Annotated in this window: 10 protein-coding genes and 1 riboswitch; of the genes, 3 read left to right on the forward strand and 7 right to left on the reverse strand. The window is 62.4% G+C overall.

Annotation, left to right across the window (positions count from 1 at the left end):
- The first annotated feature begins 947 nt into the window (after positions 1–947).
- Positions 948–4,271, forward strand: coding sequence for a DUF7507 domain-containing protein (locus G9C89_RS12490; protein ID WP_172148360.1), 3,324 nt, complete (start codon positions 948–950; stop codon positions 4,269–4,271).
- Between the two features lie 325 nt (positions 4,272–4,596).
- On the opposite strand, the gene G9C89_RS12495 is transcribed toward G9C89_RS12490, so the two are convergent.
- The 3 genes from G9C89_RS12495 to G9C89_RS12505 form a co-directional block, all read right to left on the reverse strand.
- The gene (locus G9C89_RS12495; protein WP_172148362.1) at positions 4,597–6,885 is read right to left on the reverse strand and encodes an Ig-like domain-containing protein; all 2,289 of its coding nucleotides are present in this window, start codon (positions 6,883–6,885) and stop codon (positions 4,597–4,599) included.
- A gap of 59 nt (positions 6,886–6,944) precedes the next feature.
- Positions 6,945–7,020: riboswitch (cyclic di-GMP riboswitch) on the reverse strand.
- Between the two features lie 402 nt (positions 7,021–7,422).
- Complete coding sequence (locus tag G9C89_RS12500) at positions 7,423–7,668, reverse strand: hypothetical protein (RefSeq protein WP_172148364.1); 246 nt, start codon at positions 7,666–7,668, stop codon at positions 7,423–7,425.
- Positions 7,669–7,801: 133 nt separating this feature from the next.
- Positions 7,802–9,163, reverse strand: coding sequence for a sigma-54 dependent transcriptional regulator (locus G9C89_RS12505; protein WP_172148373.1), 1,362 nt, complete (start codon positions 9,161–9,163; stop codon positions 7,802–7,804).
- A 206-nt stretch (positions 9,164–9,369) separates the two neighbouring features.
- On the opposite strand from G9C89_RS12505, the gene G9C89_RS12510 reads away from it, so the two are divergent.
- Both G9C89_RS12510 and G9C89_RS12515 read left to right on the forward strand, forming a co-directional pair.
- The gene (locus G9C89_RS12510) at positions 9,370–11,100 is read left to right on the forward strand and encodes an ExeA family protein (RefSeq protein WP_172148375.1); all 1,731 of its coding nucleotides are present in this window, start codon (positions 9,370–9,372) and stop codon (positions 11,098–11,100) included.
- Positions 11,101–11,104: 4 nt separating this feature from the next.
- Positions 11,105–11,902 carry a general secretion pathway protein GspB gene (locus tag G9C89_RS12515; RefSeq protein WP_172148377.1) on the forward strand — a complete coding sequence of 266 codons (798 nt, stop codon included), beginning with the start codon at positions 11,105–11,107 and terminating at the stop codon, positions 11,900–11,902.
- Between the two features lie 238 nt (positions 11,903–12,140).
- On the opposite strand, the gene G9C89_RS12520 is transcribed toward G9C89_RS12515, so the two are convergent.
- The 4 genes from G9C89_RS12520 to G9C89_RS12535 all read right to left on the reverse strand — a co-directional run bounded on the left by G9C89_RS12520 (position 12,141) and on the right by G9C89_RS12535 (position 16,716).
- Complete coding sequence (locus G9C89_RS12520; RefSeq protein ID WP_172148379.1) at positions 12,141–12,926, reverse strand: substrate-binding periplasmic protein; 786 nt, start codon at positions 12,924–12,926, stop codon at positions 12,141–12,143.
- Between the two features lie 169 nt (positions 12,927–13,095).
- Positions 13,096–14,343, reverse strand: coding sequence for an OprD family porin (locus G9C89_RS12525; RefSeq protein WP_172148381.1), 1,248 nt, complete (start codon positions 14,341–14,343; stop codon positions 13,096–13,098).
- Positions 14,344–14,801: 458 nt separating this feature from the next.
- Positions 14,802–16,178 (reverse strand): TRAP transporter large permease, encoded by a 1,377-nt coding sequence (locus tag G9C89_RS12530; RefSeq protein ID WP_172148383.1) that lies wholly within the window; start codon positions 16,176–16,178, stop codon positions 14,802–14,804.
- Positions 16,171–16,716: a TRAP transporter small permease subunit gene (locus tag G9C89_RS12535; RefSeq protein ID WP_172148385.1), complete on the reverse strand. Its 546-nt coding sequence runs from the start codon at positions 16,714–16,716 to the stop codon at positions 16,171–16,173. Before G9C89_RS12535 ends, G9C89_RS12530 begins: the two co-directional genes overlap by 8 nt.
- Between the last annotated feature and the right edge of the window lie 72 nt (positions 16,717–16,788).

Genomic DNA, 16,788 nt, shown 5'->3' on the forward strand with positions numbered 1-16,788 from the left:
GACAGGCTGGGATTAGTACGTCTCTCATAACCTCAATCTCTCGAACCGCCCGGTGCGGACCCGCATGCCGGGTGGTGTGGCAGGGGAGCGGCCTATGAAGGCCGCCTCCTATGCCGATGCACGGCGGCTTTGCCGTTGCCGAGCAAGCATCGCAGCGCCACCAGGGCTTGCGGTGTCGCGTCTTCCCCTCGTACTCGGGTTTTGCCTTTATCGGCAGGGGCGCTTGCTGTGTTGCGGTTGTATGCAAAGCAAAACAGATTTCCCGCCAGGCGATTTCATGGGTGAACAGTCGCTGTTCAATTTCTGGTTGGCGGTTAAGGCGACGAGCCTGTACCACGGTGGCTGTATGTTCGCTATACAGGCCGGGTATAAGAAACATGCCCAGATGTGTCTCTGGCGAGATATTGCACCGAAGCCCTGCATTATGGCTTATTGGCTCTAGACCGGGGGTTTCGGCTGGGTAGGCCGAATCGGCCAGCGCTTGCCCTGCAGCCGCTGCCACGCTTGGTTGCACGTCCGTGACAAATGTGGCCAGCAGCCATTATTTGCTTCAACCCGCATGGCGCATGGGCTGGAGCGGATTTCTCAGTCCGCACAGGGAAGAGGCTGTATCAGCCGCTGGACAACTGCCGTCTTCCGTCGCTCAAGGCCGGGGTGGCGATCTGGGGCGACCTTCAATCTGCTACATAAAATTCAGGTAAATCAGCCTATTACAGTTATGGCATGGTACTTGTTTGCCTATTGGCCGAGGGGGCCCCGCGGTCTCCGGTTCGGTATCCCTGACAGCTCTGTCGTCGTTCGGAACCGATGCTAAATACACCTTTCGCTGTCGGTGGGCTCGTATGACACGGGTTCAAGCCGGGCCTGGAAGCCTGGCTGGCAAGCGCTAAAGGTCTCAACGTCTCTTGGCCGCAGGGAGTGCAGAGCAAGGGCGAGGGAGCATGGTTATGCACACGCGCAATCTTCTACGAGCCTTGCCGCGCTGTTTGCTGGCGGCGGCATTGGCGGCGGGAGTCACGACCACGGCGATTTATGCCGTGGATGGCGACCCGCCAGGACTCTTCGAACTGGATGGCAACACGGTTGACGTCGCCGGCGGTGGCGATGACTGGGATGGCCTGCCGGGCAGCTCGAGCGCCTTCACCGGCATTCTCGCCGACCTGGCGCCGGTGACCATCTTCACCCAGGGTGGCTCCAAGGACATCAACGACGTAACCGAGTGGCGCTATACCGATGGCAACGTGCCGGACAAGGACGACATCACCAATGCCTATGCGGCCGCCTATACGGTGCCGGTAGGGGCGGGCACGACGGTGCATGAGGAGGGCGACCTGATTATTTACTTCGGCCTCGATCGCTTCGCCAACAACGGCGATGCCTTCGCCGGCTTCTGGTTCTTCCAGGACGCTGTCGGCCTCGGACCGAACGGCACCTTCGAAGGCGAGCACGTCGGCCGTGACGGCGACCAGCGCGGTGACCTGCTGGTCCTGGTGGAGTATCCCCAGGGCGCCAACGCGGTACCGGAGATCAAGGTCTACGAATGGGATCCGCTGGACGCGGACAATGACAACGTGGCGGACAACCTGGACGAGATCTTCAGCTCCGACAGCGCCTTGTGCGATGGTTCGGGCGACAAGCTCGCCTGCGCCATTACCAACGTCGCCAACCTGGGCGGCGAGCCGGCCTGGGACTACACGCCGAAGAACGGCTTCGCCGGGATTCCTCCGGAGAGCTTCTTCGAGGGTGGCATCAACGTGTCGAAGCTGCTCGGGGGCGAAGTGCCCTGCTTCAGCAGCTTCCTCGCCGAGACCCGTTCCTCGCGTTCGGAAACCGCGCAGTTGAAGGACTTCGTGCTGGGTGACTTCGACCTCTGTGCCATTGAGGTGACCAAGGAGTGCGTCGCCGCGGTGGATACCGAAGACGGCGGCAACAGCATCCTGGTCGACTTCGAGGGTGTGGTGACCAACAACGGCGGCCTGGACCTGCACGATGTTACTGTGACCGACGACATGGGCACCCCGGACGACACCAGCGACGACGTGGTGGTGTTCGGTCCAGCCGACCTGGCCGCAGGTGAGTCGCAGCCGTACAACGGCAGCTACAGCACCACCGCCATTCCGGCTACCGATACGGTGACCGCCGAGGGCCATCGCAACGGCACCAGCGTGAGCGCTACGGCCGAGGCCAGTTGTTCGCCGGATCTCGAGCCGGCCTTGACGGTGGATAAGGTCTGCACCGCCAATGTCAATGAGGGTGGCACGGGCATCGACGTACTGTTCAACGGTACGGTGACCAACAGCGGCAACGTGGCACTGGAAGATGTCATCGTGGTGGACGACCAGGGTACGGCCGATCCTGCCGATGACGTGACCGTGCTCGGTCCTGTGACCCTCGATGTCGGTGAATCACTGCCGTACAACGGTGGTTTCGGCGTTCTTGGCACGAACAGCTCGACCGACAATGTCACCGTGACCGCTGTCGATGTGTTGAGCGGTGAGCCGGTTGAGGCTAGCGCCCAGGCCACTTGCGCGGCGGATGTATTGCCGGCGATCGAAGTGGACAAGCTCTGCACCGCGGAGATCAACGCCGATGGTACCGGTATCGATGTGCTGTTCAGCGGCTCGGTGAGCAACACCGGTAACGTGGTCCTGGAAAATGTTGTGGTGACGGACGACAGCGGCACACCGGGTGATCCGGGCGACGATGTCATCGTGCTCGGGCCGATCAGCCTGGCTCCAGGGGAATCGGTGCCTTACAACGGCAGCTTCGCTGGCAATGGCGCCAGCTCAACCGATGTAGTGACCGCTTCGGGTAGCGATGCACTGACCCAGACTCCGGTCGATGCCAGCGCCCAGGCCACTTGCGCAGCCGATGTGCAACCGGCGATTGCGGTGGACAAGATCTGTGCGGCCAACATCAATGCCGGTGGTACCGGTATCGATGTGCTGTTCAGCGGCTCGGTGAGCAACACCGGTAACGTGGCGCTGGAAAACGTCACGGTGGTGGACGACAACGGTACGCCGGCCGATCCTGGCGATGACGTCACCGTGCTCGGCCCGATCACCCTGGCTCCCGGGGCATCGGCGCCATACAGCGGTGGTTTCGGTGCCAGTGGCGCCATCTCTACCGACGTAGTCGTCGCCTCGGCTACCGATGTGGTGACCCAGACTGCGGTGCAGGCCGTCGCCCAGGCCACTTGCCAAGCCGACGTGTTGGCGGCGATTGCGGTGGACAAGATCTGCACGGCGAGCATCAATGCCGGTGGTACCGGTATCGATGTGTTGTTCGGCGGCTCGGTGAGCAACACCGGTAACGTGGCGCTGGAGAACGTCACAGTGGTGGACGACAGCGGTACGCCGGGTGTGCCTGGCGATGACGTCATCGTGCTCGGTCCGATCAGCCTGGCTCCTGGAGCATCGGCGCCATACAACGGTAGCTTCGCTGCCAGTGGCTCCAGCTCTACCGATGTGGTGATCGCTTCGGCTACCGATGTGGTGACCCAGACTGCGGTCCAGGCCATCGCCCAGGCATCTTGCGACGCCCAGGTGTTGGCGGCTATCGATGTCACCAAGCAGTGCACGGACGCCGCAGCCTTCGGTGAGGCGATCCTGTTCGATGGCACGGTGACCAACAACGGTAACGTGGCGCTGCTCGGCGTTATCGTGTTGGATGACAACGGTACGCCAGCCGATCCTTCGGACGACGTGACCTTCAACCTCGGTGATCTGGCTCCGGGGGCTTCGGCCAACTACAACGGTAGCTATACACCGCTGTTGGCCGGCCTCCACACCAACACCGTGGTGGCCAGCGCCAGCGATGCCGTGGAAAGCTCGCCGGTCTCGGCCACTGCCAATGCCACCTGTGAAGTGCCACCGCCGCCTCCAGAGTTCGAAGGCTGCACCCCGGGCTTCTGGAAGAACAGCACCGGCAGTTGGGTAGCTTACAGCCCGAACCAGACCGTGGACTCGGTATTCAGTCTGCCGAATGGAGTGCTGGCCCACCTGGGTGACGACAGCCTGCTGGAAGCGCTGAACTACGGTGGTGGCAAAAACCTGGCCGGGGCTGCGCAGATCCTGTTGCGCGCCGCAGTGGCCTCGTTGCTCAACGCCGCCCACCCGGATGTGGAGTTCCCGTGGACCGAGGCGGAGATCATCGCCGAGGTCAATGCGGCGCTGGCCACCAAAGACCGGGGAACCATCCTGGCGTTGGCGTCGGAACTGGATGCCGATAACAACCTGGGTTGCGACCTGCCGAACGATAACTCGTTCTAAGTGGTAAACCGCCCGGCGTCAGGGATGACCCGGGCATCGCAAAACGAAAAGCGCAGGGCATGGCCCTGCGCTTTTTTGTCTGGCATTTCTCATGCGGCGGTAGCGTACCGTCCTTCAGGTGTGTCCGGAATCATTAGGCCACTTCACTTGTGTGGTGGTGCTCTTGTGGGAGGGGCTTTAGCTGCGACAGCTGTGCCGGCCGGAAGTCCCTATCGCGGATGAATCCGCTGCTACAGGGGAGCCGGGCCCGGCCGGGGGAATCATAGAAAAGGCGCGGGGCTGGGCCACGCGCCTTTTTCTTTTTATCTACGGCCTCGGTCTTCTGCTAGCGCTTCAGGCTGATGCTCACCGTCGTGCTGGCGCTGGCCTTGCCGTCGCTGATGGTGTAGCTGAACTGGTCGGTGCTCTTCAGCGACCTGGCCGGGCTGTACTGCAGGGTGCCGTTGCTGTTCAGGCTGACTTTGCCCTTGCCGCCCTGGGTGAAGGCGACGATTTTCAGGGCGTCGCCGTCCGGGTCGCTGTCGTTGGCCAGTACGGCGATGTTCACCGCGGTCAGGCTGGTGAGCAGCGCGCTGTCGCTCAGGGCCTTGGGCGCCCGGTTGGTGCTGCTGGTGGGGTTGTCGATCACGAAGCTGGCAGTGCCGCTGGCGGTGCGGGTGTTGGCCGTGGCGCTGCTGCCGACGCTGTAGAAACCATCGGCGGCGGTGCTCGGCGAGGTGACCTTCAGCGAGGTGCTGGCGCTGGCGCCCGGAGCCAGGCTGAGGCTGGTGCTGGCCAGGCTGGCGGTCCAGCCGCTGGGTTTGACCGGGCTCAGGCTGAAGCTGCTGCTGGTGCAGCCACTGCTGTCTTTGTTGGTCACGCTGACCGTGAAGGTATAGCTGCTGCCGGCCGCGAGCCAGGTGCTTTGCCCCGGGCTGACGCTGACGACAGGCGCGCTGCGGGTGCAGGTTGTGGTGCTGCCGCCGCCACCGAAGTCGACAGTGACCAGGGCCTGGCTGGCATCGGTCCACTGGGTGGTCAGGGTCATGCCGCTGCCGCTGAAACTGCGCCCGCCGACCAGGGCGGCGTCCTTCATGTCGACGAAGTTGCTGCCGGCGGTCATGTCCAGCAGTTGGCCGCTGTTGCCGTTGCTCGGGCTGGCCTGGCGCACGGCCACGCCCTTGAACACGTTGTTCGGGTCGACCACGCCGCGGTCGGTAATTTGCGCATCGAAGCCGGTTGGCTGGCGGTATTCGACGTAGTAGTAGCGGGGCTGGCCGCTGCTATCCAGGCCGTTGGCGATCTTCAGCACCTTGCCGCTGTTGGTCTGGGTTGAAGCTGGCTTCAGGTAGAAGCTGCCGCCACTGGCGACGTTGATGATATTGCTGCTGGCCAGCCAGCCCAGGCGTTCCTTGTTGAAGCCGTTGAAATGGCCGACGGTGCCGGAGTAACCCATGATGTCCAGGGTGTCGCCGTATTCCTGGCTGGTGCAGCTGCTGCCCAGGGTGGTGTCGCCGCAGTCCAGGGCATGGGCATGGTGCAGGCCGAGGTTGTGGCCCATCTCATGGGCGACGGTGCGCAGGATCATGCTGCCGTTGATCCAGGTGCTCGAGGGCGCGGCGCCGACCTGGCCCATGCCACTGTAGCCGCAGGCGTTCTTCGGGAAGATGTAGACGAAACGCTCGTAGTTGGCCAGGTTGAAGCCTGCTGCCTGGGCCGCCGATTTGGCGGATTTCTCGATGGCGAAGCCGTCGCACACGGTGCTGTTGACCGGAATGGTGTACCAGCCGGCGACGCTGCCGCTCAGCCAGGTCTGCTGGCTGGAGTTTTCCTTGAAGAACCCGCTGACACCGCCGCTACCGAACATCAGGCTGTTGGCCTGGGTGGTGGTCCAGGGTTTCTCGCTCGGCTTGTCCTGGAAGTTGACCAGGATCGCCAGGGTGCGCTGGGCGCCCAGGGTGTTGGGCAGGTCGTAGGCCAGTTCGCCGGTGCTGGTGCTGCTGGTCGTGCCATCGGCGAGCAGGAGCAGGCCGCTGTCGTCGTCGTTGACCACCAGGTCGCCCTGGATCGGCGCGCTGGCGCCCTCGGTATGTTCCAGCAGCACGCCCTGGGCGCGCACGCTCAGGCCGCTGCGCCATTCGCGCTGGGCCTTGGCCAGGCGCAACTCGAAGCGCTCGCCGAAGGAGGTCTTGAGGAAGTGACGCAGCTTGTGCGAGCCGTCCTCGTAGTCCTCGTAGACCACCTGCAGCTCGCCATCCAGTTCCAGGCGCTGCTCCAGCTTGGCCGCTACCTCGGCCGGCATGCCCTTCTGCTTGTCTTCCGGAATGGCGACGCGCAGCACTTCCTCGGGATGGCTCTGGGCCAACTCGAGCAACAGCTGGCGGCGCTGTTCGGCCTTGCCGATCAGTTGCTCACGCAGTTGTGCCCGCTCGCTGGTCGCGGCTTTCTGCAGGCGCTTGTGCAGGCCGAGCAGTTCCGTGGTGTTGCTGCTGGCGGCCTCGCGGGCGGCCGGCAGGGTACGGATGTCGGGATGGGCGATGCGGGTCGCGTCGGCCGGCGGTGCGGCGAAGGCGATACCGGCATTGAGGGCCAGAACGCAGAGCAAAGGTGTGGCGTAACGCGTGGACAAGCGCATGGGTCTCTCCTGAATCGAGTCAGAAAAGATCCTCTTCACGGCTGTGAGGGAGATTCTCCTTCGGCAGTCCGGCGACCCGCTGGGGGGCCCGTGACTTTGCGTCGCCAGGTTGCCCTGGTTATGCCTTTGTCGGGAGAGGAGCTTTCTGTATCGCGATGACACGGGGTAGCGAGCTACCTGGTTTAAGCCCCTCGATCACACCCAAGCTGTAACGCTCACTGGCCGATCTTCAAAACCTCACTGTTAACTGCCAAAGCAGCGGGGTATTTCCAGTTTCATATACGCATTTACAGCTGTTTATTTTCTGTACATGTGTAATGGGGGCGAAATCTAGCATGGCAATTGCTCATTTTTTATACAGTTGAGGAATAAAGGCGGGACGAATTGGTTGAAAAACGATATGGAACTTTTCCGGATCAAGGTCGAAAGGTCTGCCGCAGAGGGTGCGAAGGAGTAGCGCGGGGAGAGGGGGCGAAATCGACCGTTTATCGGTGGGGGAATGGCTGGAGAGGAACTGTGGCGCAGTGCCATTATGAATTAGGACAGCATCTCGCTGTCGTCGACCTCGTCCCATAACAGGATCAGCGGCTGGACGCTGGGATGGACCCGTTGGAATACGTCATGCTTGCGGTGCAGGATTTGCCAGGTAATGAAGGGCGGATCGGCGAACATAGGGAAAGCGGTCGGGCCAATGTCCTGGTCCGACGGTGTCGGGTCGTAGTCATCCTTGCAGTCATTCTGCGGTGCTTGGTGGTCGGTCGCGGGTTGCCCATGATCGTACATGGCGGTTCCTCCCTGCATGGGGAGAAGATTGCAAAAAGCCAGCCATGTTTGATTATTCTTTATTAATCAACTGGTTATGTTTGTGGCGTGGAGTGCTGCCCACGCCTATTGTTCAGTTCTGGTTACAGTGCTCTCAGCGGATGCCGTATTTATCCATCATCCGGTACAGGGTGACACGGGATACGCCGAGCAGCTTGGCGGCATGCGAGACATTGTTCATGGACTGGCTCAGGCAACTGCGTACCGCCACTTCCTCGGCGTGCGCCCGGACCTGTTCCAGCGGTTCGATCTCGACCCTTGCGTCGCTTTCGGCCAGGCCCAGGTCCCGCGGGGTGATCATGCGGTTCTCGCTCATCACCAGGGCACGCCGGATCCGGTTGATCAGTTCGCGAACATTGCCTGGCCAGTCGTAGTTCTGCATGGCCGCGACCGCCTGGCGGGTAAATCCGCGCACCACGCTGCCCTGTTCCTTGGCGAACTTGTGCAGGAAGAAGCGCGCCAGCAATTCGATGTCGCTGTTGCGTTGCGCCAGGCGCGGCACCTCGATGCTGAGCACGTTCAGGCGATAGTAGAGGTCTTCGCGAAAACGCCCCTCGCTCACCGCCTGTTCCAGGTCGACGTGGGTCGCGGCGATTACCCGGGCGTTGCTGGTCAGGCTCTGGTTGCCGCCGAGGCGCTCGATGGTCTTCTGTTCGAGAAATCGCAGCAGATAGACCTGCAGCTGCTGTGGCAGGTCGCCGATCTCGTCGAGAAAGATGGTGCCATTCTGCGCCGATTCGATGCGCCCGATCTTGCGCTTGTAGGCACCGGTGAACGCGCCTTTTTCGTAGCCGAACAATTCGGCATGGATCAGGGTTTCCGGCAGGGCGCCGCAGTTCACCGCGACGAACGGGCCACCGCGATGGCGCGAACGCTGGTGCACGGCGCGGGCGATCATTTCCTTGCCCACGCCGGTTTCACCGCGAATCAGCACCGGTGCATCGACCGTGGCGACCCGGCGGATCTGGTCGAAGATGCCGAGAAACTGCTTGCTGCCGCCAACCATGTGAAACTCTTCGATCGGCAGCAGCAGGCTGTTTTCCGTGTGCCGCAGTTGGGCCATGCCATGCAGGTGACCGAGGGCGCACTTGAGATGGGTACTGTCGTCGAGCGGCAGGGAAAAATAATCGTAGAAATGCTCGTAGATCAGTTGGCGGAATTCCGCTTTCTCAAGGTTGGCCGGGTTGGTAAGGGCGACCCAGGAAAGATGCTCGTCGGTGTTGAGCAAGGTTTCGACCTGTTCGCGCTGTTCCTCCGAGAGACTGCTGGGCAGGAAGGCGACCCCCACGCTGTAGGGGCGCTGCTTGAGCAGAGCCAGGTTGTTGCTCGACGAGGTGATGCGGTCGAAGACCCAGTCGGTTACATGCAGGTTGGAGGATAACCGTTCGTCGTTGGACAGATCGAAAAGCAGAGCACGGCGTGGTTCTTCCACTAGTTGCTGGGCGGTGGCAGGCATTTGTTAAGCCCCTTGTACACATTATTCTTACTACTCTTCCTTTCCGTTACTACGCTATACAAGCGTAGTTTCAATATTGGCGATTTTCAGGCCAGGCGACGAAAGGAGTGGCGACAGGCTATTACACCGATGCATGTCGAATCCGGACTGGAAACCGGCGTCAGGGACTCTATAGTCTTGTTGAGCTTTGCGAGGTTCGATGAACCATGTATAGCAAATATTTCGGCTTCTCAGATCTGCCATTCACCATTGCGCCAGACCCGCGCTACCTCTACCTCAGCGCGCAGCATCGCGAGGCGCTGGCCAGTTTGTTGTATGGCATCAACTGTAACGGCGGCTTCGTCTTGCTGACCGGCGATGTCGGTACGGGCAAGACCACGGTCTGTCGCTGCCTGCTCGAGCAATTGCCCGACTCGGCCGAAGTGGCATTCATCCTCAACCCGAAATACAGCATCATCGAGTTGCTGGAAGCCATCTGCGACGAACTGAAAATCCCCTATCAGCACAGCCGGAGCCAGATCAAGGGTTACATCGATGCGCTGAATGCCCACCTGCTGGCGGCGCATGCCAGGGGCGTCAATACCGTGCTGATCATCGACGAGGCACAGAATCTCAGCCTCGACGTGCTGGAGCAGGTTCGCCTGCTGACCAACCTGGAAACCAGCAGCCAGAAGCTGTTGCAGATCATCCTGATCGGTCAGCCCGAGCTGCTGGACAAACTGGCTCGTCCGGAGCTGCGCCAGCTCAATCAGCGGATCACCGCTCGTTACCATCTCAACGCCCTGTCCCGCACCGAGTTGGGCGCCTATGTCAGTCATCGCCTGGCGGTCGGCGGCAGTGAGGCACCGCTGTTCACCCGCGCCGCTCTCTGGCGTCTGCATCGGTTGACCGGCGGTGTGCCGCGGATGGTCAACATCATCTGCGACCGGGCCCTGCTGGGTGCCTTCGTCGAGCGCCGTGGCAAGGTCGACTGGGGCGTGCTGGGGCGGGCCGCGCGTGAAGTGCGCGGCCAGCAAGCCATGCCGGCACCGCGCTGGCGCCTGGCGCTGCTGTCCTTGGCCTTGCTTGGCCTGCTGCTGGGGGTGGTCTTCTGGTATCCGGGCGGGTCCGGGCTGTTGGCTAGCCTGTTGCCGACAGTGCCAGCCGAGGTGCAGGCGTCGGCAGTGGCCTCGTCGGTGCCTGTCGAGGAGCCGCTAGCGCCACAACCTGAGCCCGAACCGGCGGTGCTGGAGGCGGACGAAATACTCATCGAGGAACCTGTGGTCGCCGCACCGCCGAGCGAGCCGCCTTCCAGCCCGGCCAACTGGCAATGGCCGGACGGCACCGATCTGGGCGCGACCGAGCCCTTGGCCTATCAGGCGTTGTTCCAGCTCTGGGGGATCGAGTACAACCCGACCGGTGCGCCGGTGGTCTGCCAATTCGCTCGTTTGCACAAGCTGGGCTGCCTGCTGCAGCCGGTCGATCTCGATGAGTTGCTCAAATTGAACCTGCCGGCGGTGATCAACCTGTTCAATGCTGCCAGACAATCGTTCTTTGCCACCCTGATCGGCGTCGAACCGCGCGCGGGGCTGGCGCGCCTGAATATCGCGGGCGAGGTGCGTACCGTCGAATTGGCCGAACTGCGTAGCTGGCTGCAGCAGAATCAACTGGTGCTCTGGCGCATGCCGCCCGGCTACCAGGTGCCGCTGCGTCCGGAGGCGCGCAGCGCCCTGGTGCCTTGGCTGGATACGCAGTTGGCCTGGTTGCAGGGGCGTACTCCCACGGCAACCCACGGCGAGTACTACGATCAGGAACTGCAACTGCAAGTCCTGGCCTTCCAGCATCATTACCAACTGGTGACCGATGCCGTGGTCGGACCGCAGACCCTGATCCAGCTCAGCAGTCTGACCGATACGGATATTCCTCAGCTGACGGCCTCCGAGCCGGAGGGGGAGTGAGTCCATGTCGTACATTCTCAACGCCCTCAAACATTCCGAAAGCCAGCGCAACCGCGGTGAGATCCCGCACATCGACTCGCAGCCGGAGTTCGGCAAGGTGCAGTCGCGCAAGTGGACCGATCCCCTGTGGAAGTGGCTGGCCCTGGCCGCTTTGGTGGCCCTGCTGCTGAGCCTGGCCTGGATGCTGTTCGACACGGCGCCGAGCAGCGTGCAGGAGACGCCTGCCGCCAGCGCGCCAATCACCGAGCCGGCCACTCTGCCAGCAATCCCCCAGAACTCCACACCACTGGCTCCGCCCGAACCGTTGGAACAAGCCCCCGGCTTACCCGCGCTGCAGGACATGGCCGGGGTGAGGATTCGTCTCGATGACGCCACCGAGCCCAGCCTTGCAGCCGCGTCGGCACCGGCCCCGGGCGTGCGCGAGAGCCCACGGGTGGTGCTCGATATGCCAGTCAGTCGCGGTGTTGTGACCGCGCCTGTGCAACAACCCTGGAGCGCACGGCCAGAGCCGCCAGTGGTCCGTGAAGCATTGCCGGTGAGAGGTGAGGCGCCGCCTGAGGAAGGCCTCAGCGGGGTCAACCATTGGAAGACCCTGCCTGCGGATATGCAGAAGCAAATGCGCGAGATGGCATTCACTGCACACATCTATTCGAGCGATCCGGCCGCACGCTTTATCCGGGTGAGTGGCCGCACGTTGCGCGAAGGCGACCAACTGGGCGCGCAGTTGAAACTGCAGCAGATCGCCCGTGACGGCATCGTCTTCAGTTACAACGGCGATAAATTCTGGTTCGGTTTCAACTGACCGCAGCGGGCATAAAGGCTGCGCTTTGCCAGAATCGATCCCGCCCGGACGTGGGGTGCTGGCCCGATTATGTGTTGCAGGCAGCTTTTGAAGAGTGGGCGGGGCGGCGATCCGTTCGGGGCGCAGCGACAGCCCGCCGGATGTGTGTCGTGCCGGTGATCTGATCGCGTCCCGGGCCGTTGTGGCGTGGCCCCGGCAGGAGCTGTTATAGCAGGCCGTTGAAAAGTACCCGCCAGGGCTATGGGGTGCCCCGGTCGCGAATCAGGTAGCACAGATCCGGGGTCTTGCTGCAGCCGTCGTAGCCTTCGGCGATGACTTCGTCCATGGCCTTCTGCAAACGGTCGACGACTTCGTCGGCGGTTTTCTTGTTCAGCGCCAGATAGATTTTTTCGCTGCGAAAGCTCAACACGGTTTGCAATCCGGTGACGTCTTCCTCCTTGGCATAGGTGCGCCAGACTGGGTCCGAGGTGGCCCACAACTCTATTCGGCCACTGAGCAATTTTCGCAGGTTCTCCTCGTCTTGTAGGCTGTCGATCACGGCCAGCTTCTGGCTCTCCAGATACTGGCTGACGCCACCGTTCTTGTAGGCCCCCACCCGATAGCCCTTGGCCTGGGCCAGGTTTTCGAACTTGAGGGCGCTGCCGGGTGCCGCGAGCAGCACGCTCTCATAATGGGCAAGCGGGCCGACCCATTTGAACTGCGCGCTGTTCTTTTCGCTGCGGGCGACGCCGAGCAGTCCGTGATCGGGTAGCGCCAAGGTCTGTTCGTAGACCCGGTTCCAGGGCGTGCGCAGGGTCAGGCTGTAATCGATGCCAGCGCGTTTGAACACCTCGCGCACGGTATCGGTCGCGATACCCTGAACCTCGTCGCCACGGGCGAAATTCTTGCCGCCCTTGGCCATATTGAAGGGGGGGAAATTTGCGGTCAGTAGAATGATTCGATAGTCCGGAGGCAGCTCGGCACGGGCATTGATTGCCCCCAGAAGCAGATAGGACAGCAGGGCAGCTTTAAGTGGTTTAGGCATGCGGTCGTTCCTCAAGGCGTTATTTTTTTTGTGCCCCGTGAGCAAGCATGGCGGCAGGGAAACAACTCGGGCGAGCTGAGCTGCAGAAGGCGTAGCCGTGTGCGCACAGTGAAAACGGGCCGGGCAGGATGCAACTGCCCGGCCTGTAACCCCGCAGGCGGGGCCGCGACTAGAACAGCGACAAGGTGTAGCTGACGATCAGGCGGTTCTCGTCCATGTCGCGACCGAAGTTGTTGCGCACCATGGCGTTACGCCATTTCAGGCCGAGGTTCTTCAGCGGGCCTTCCTGGATCACGTAGGCGAGGTCCATGTCGCGCTCCCACTCCTTGCCGTCCGAGGCGGTGCCACGGTCGATGTTGTCGCCGCTCAGGTAGCGGGTCATGAAGGTCAGGCCGGGGATGCCGATGGAGGCGAAGTTGAAGTCGTAACGCGCCTGCCAGGAGGTCTCGTCCTTGGCCGCGAAGTTGCCGATCTGCACGTAGTTGACCAGGAATGGATCGGTACCGTTGACGTAGGCCGCGCCGGTATCGCCGCTCATCTTCTGGTAGCCGAGGCCCAAGCTGTGGCCGCTCAGGGCATAGGTGACCATGGCGCCGAAGGCCTTGTTGTCGATGTTGCTGTGGCCGTCGTCGGTGGAGCGGGCGTAGCGCAGGTCGGTCTTCAGCGACTGCTTGTCGCCCAGCGGCAACACATGCACCAGGTTGAAGGAGTGTTGCTTATAGAGGTCCTCGAGGTTGCTGTAGTAGTAACCGCCGCTGAGGCTGTCGCTGAATGCGTAGGTGCCGCCGGCGAAGACGAACTCGTTGCTTTGGTTGGGATCGCTGAACGTGATGCCGCTAAGTGCGTAGGTGTTCAGGCTGAGGTCTTGGTAATCGCCGGAGTCGCGGTTGTTGACCTCGTCCAGGTACCCGGCATCGAGTGTCAGCCCGGCAACATCCTTGGAAACCAACTGGCCGCCGCGAAACACCTGGGGTAACAGGCGGCTGTCGCTGGAACCGATGGCCATATTCTTCAGCTGCAGCGCGCCGACTTTGAGCACGGTTTCGGAGACCTTGGCCTTGGCGGCGAGGCCGAGGTCGCCGTAGTTGTCTTGGGAGCCGCCCGAAGATCGGTCGGGAACCAGCAGGCCGCTGCCGGCGGTGCCGTCACCGGAGTCCAGCTTGAAGCCGAAAGTGCCCAGCGCATCGACGCCGAAGCCCACGGTGCCCTCGGTGTAACCGGACTCCAGGCGCAGCAGGAAGCCCTGCGCCCATTCTTCCGACTTGGCCTGACCGGCACCTTCGCGGAAATCGCGGTTGAAATAGAAGTTGCGCGCTTCGAGGCTGGCTTTGCTGTCTTTGAGGAATTCAGCCTGAGCGGCCAAAGACACACCGAGTGTGCCGGCGGCGACAGCCAGTGCGAGGGAGGTTCTTTTCATTGTGGTTCTCTCCAGTGTTTTTATGGGTGTTGCATCGGCGCGTATAGGTACGGACCGAATTCGTAGGCGCACTCCCGCCGTCACGCCAATGGGCGCCAAAGCAGTTCGGTGGACGGCGGAGCGGGCGTAATTAGGGTGGCGTTGCGCCGAGACCCGGGCTTGAGGTCATACGGGCGATGCAGCGGGCATCGAGCCGGGCAAGGGTGCGAGAAGAGGCGGCGAGCGTGGTAAGCGTGAGCGACATAGGAGACCTCGACAGCTTAGGGGCGATGTTTATGGGCCCCAGTTGAAAGGGCCGATAGCGCAGGTGGCTCTCATGCAACACGCCAGGGCGAGCCGCAGCGCTGCCCGGCGTGCACGATTGACGGGCAAGGCTTTGCCGGCCGTGGTAGCCACGGCGCAGCGAATAGCGTTGGAGGATGCCCCTGCGCGATGAAGACGCAGGGGCGTTCGAAGCGTTACTTGCCGTATACCTGTTCCGGCAGCCAGGTAATCAGGCTGGGGAAGATGTAGGCGATCACCAGCATCAGTATCTGCAGAAGGATGAACGGCAGTACGCCCTTGTAGATGGTGCTGGTGGGCACCGAACTGGGGGTGACGCCGCGCAGGTAGAACAGGGCGAAGCCGAACGGTGGGGTGAGGAAGGAGGTCTGCAGGTTCAGCGCGATCATCACGCCGAGCCAGACCGGATCCAGCCCCATGGCCAGCAATACCGGGCCGACAATCGGCACCACCACGAAGGTGATCTCGATGAAGTCGAGGATGAAGCCGAGCAGGAAGATCACCAGCATCACCAGGAAGAAGGCGCCGAGTACCCCGCCTGGCAGTTGGGCGAAGATGTCCTCGATCATGACCTCGCCGCCGAAGCCGCGGAACACCAGGGAGAACAGCGAGGCGCCAATCAGGATCAGGAACACCATGGCGCTGATCTCGGTGGTGCCATAGGCCACTTCACGCAACTGGCCGAAGTTCAGCTTGCCCTTGTAGAAGGCCAGCGCCATGGCGCCGAGGGCCCCGAGGGCGGCCGCTTCGGTCGGGGTGGCGTAACCGGCGAGGATCGAACCGAGCACCGCGCCGATCAGCAGCAGTGGCGGCACCAGGGCGTTGATCAGCTTGCCCCATTCGATCGGGCCGAGTTCTTCCTGTGGCAGCGCCGGCAGCTTCTTCGGCTGGAAGATCGCCACGCCGATGATGTAGAGGATATACAGGCCGACCAGCAGCAGGCCGGGCACCAGCGCGCCGACGAACAGGTCGCCGACCGAGACGGTTTTCGGCGAGAAGATGCCCATCTTCAACTGCGCCTGCTGATAGGCGCTGGACATCACGTCACCCAGCAGGACCAGCACGATCGATGGCGGAATGATCTGCCCCAGGGTGCCGGTGGCCGCCAGGGTGCCGGTGGCGATGGCCGGGTCGTAACCGCGCCGCAGCATGGTCGGCAGGGCCAGCAGGCCCATGGTCACCACGGTGGCGCCGACGATGCCGGTACTGGCGGCGAGCAGTGCACCGACCACGCATACGGAAATCGCCAGGCCGCCGCGCAGGGTGCCGAACAGCCGCGACATGGATTCCAGCAGGTCTTCGGCGACACGCGATTTCTCCAGCATCACCCCCATGAACACGAACAGCGGCACCGCCAGCATGGTCTGGTTGTTCATGATGCCGAACAGACGGTTGGGCAGGGCGTTCAGGTAACCGCCATCGAAGGTGCCGGTGAGCATGCCGATGCCGGCAAACAGCAGGGACACGCCGCCGAGGGTGAAGGCCACCGGGTAGCCGGCCATCAAGGCCGCGCAGATACAGATGAACAGCAGGATCGCCATTAACTCAACCATGCTTCACCTCCGGCGCAGGCAGGCGACCGGCGAAGATGTAGACGGATTTGATCAAGTCGGAGATTCCTTGCAGCACCAGGCTGATGATCAGCACCAGGATGATGCTCTTCTGTAGATAAACGAACTTCAGACCGCCCGATTCGCTCGAGCCTTCCAGAGTTGCCCAGGAGTTGCCCACGTAATCCCAGCTGCTCCAGCCGAGGAACAGGCACACCGGCAGGAGAAACAGCAGGTTGCCAAAGATCTCCACCAGGGCTTGGCGGCGGCCGCTGAACTTCTGGTAGAAAATATCCACGCGAACATGGCCGTTGCGCTGCAACACCCAGGCGGCGGCGCCCATGAACACCAGGGCGTGGGCGTAGAGCACGGCTTCCTGTAGCGCGGTGGCGCCAATGCCGAAGCCATAGCGCAACACCACCACGGTCGCGGTGCCGACAACCAGAAACAGGGTGAGCCAGGCGCAGGCCTTGCCAAAGCCGGCATTGATGGCGTCGAGCAGGCGCGCTAAGCCGAGCAGGGGAGGGGGATGATTCGACATGGCAGATCCTTATTGTTATGGCCAGGAAACCCGGCGATTCTAGGCGGCTGGGTAAGAGCGTCGCAACCGGCA

This window comes from Pseudomonas tumuqii, from assembly GCF_013184545.1.
Lineage (GTDB): Bacteria > Pseudomonadota > Gammaproteobacteria > Pseudomonadales > Pseudomonadaceae > Aquipseudomonas > Aquipseudomonas tumuqii.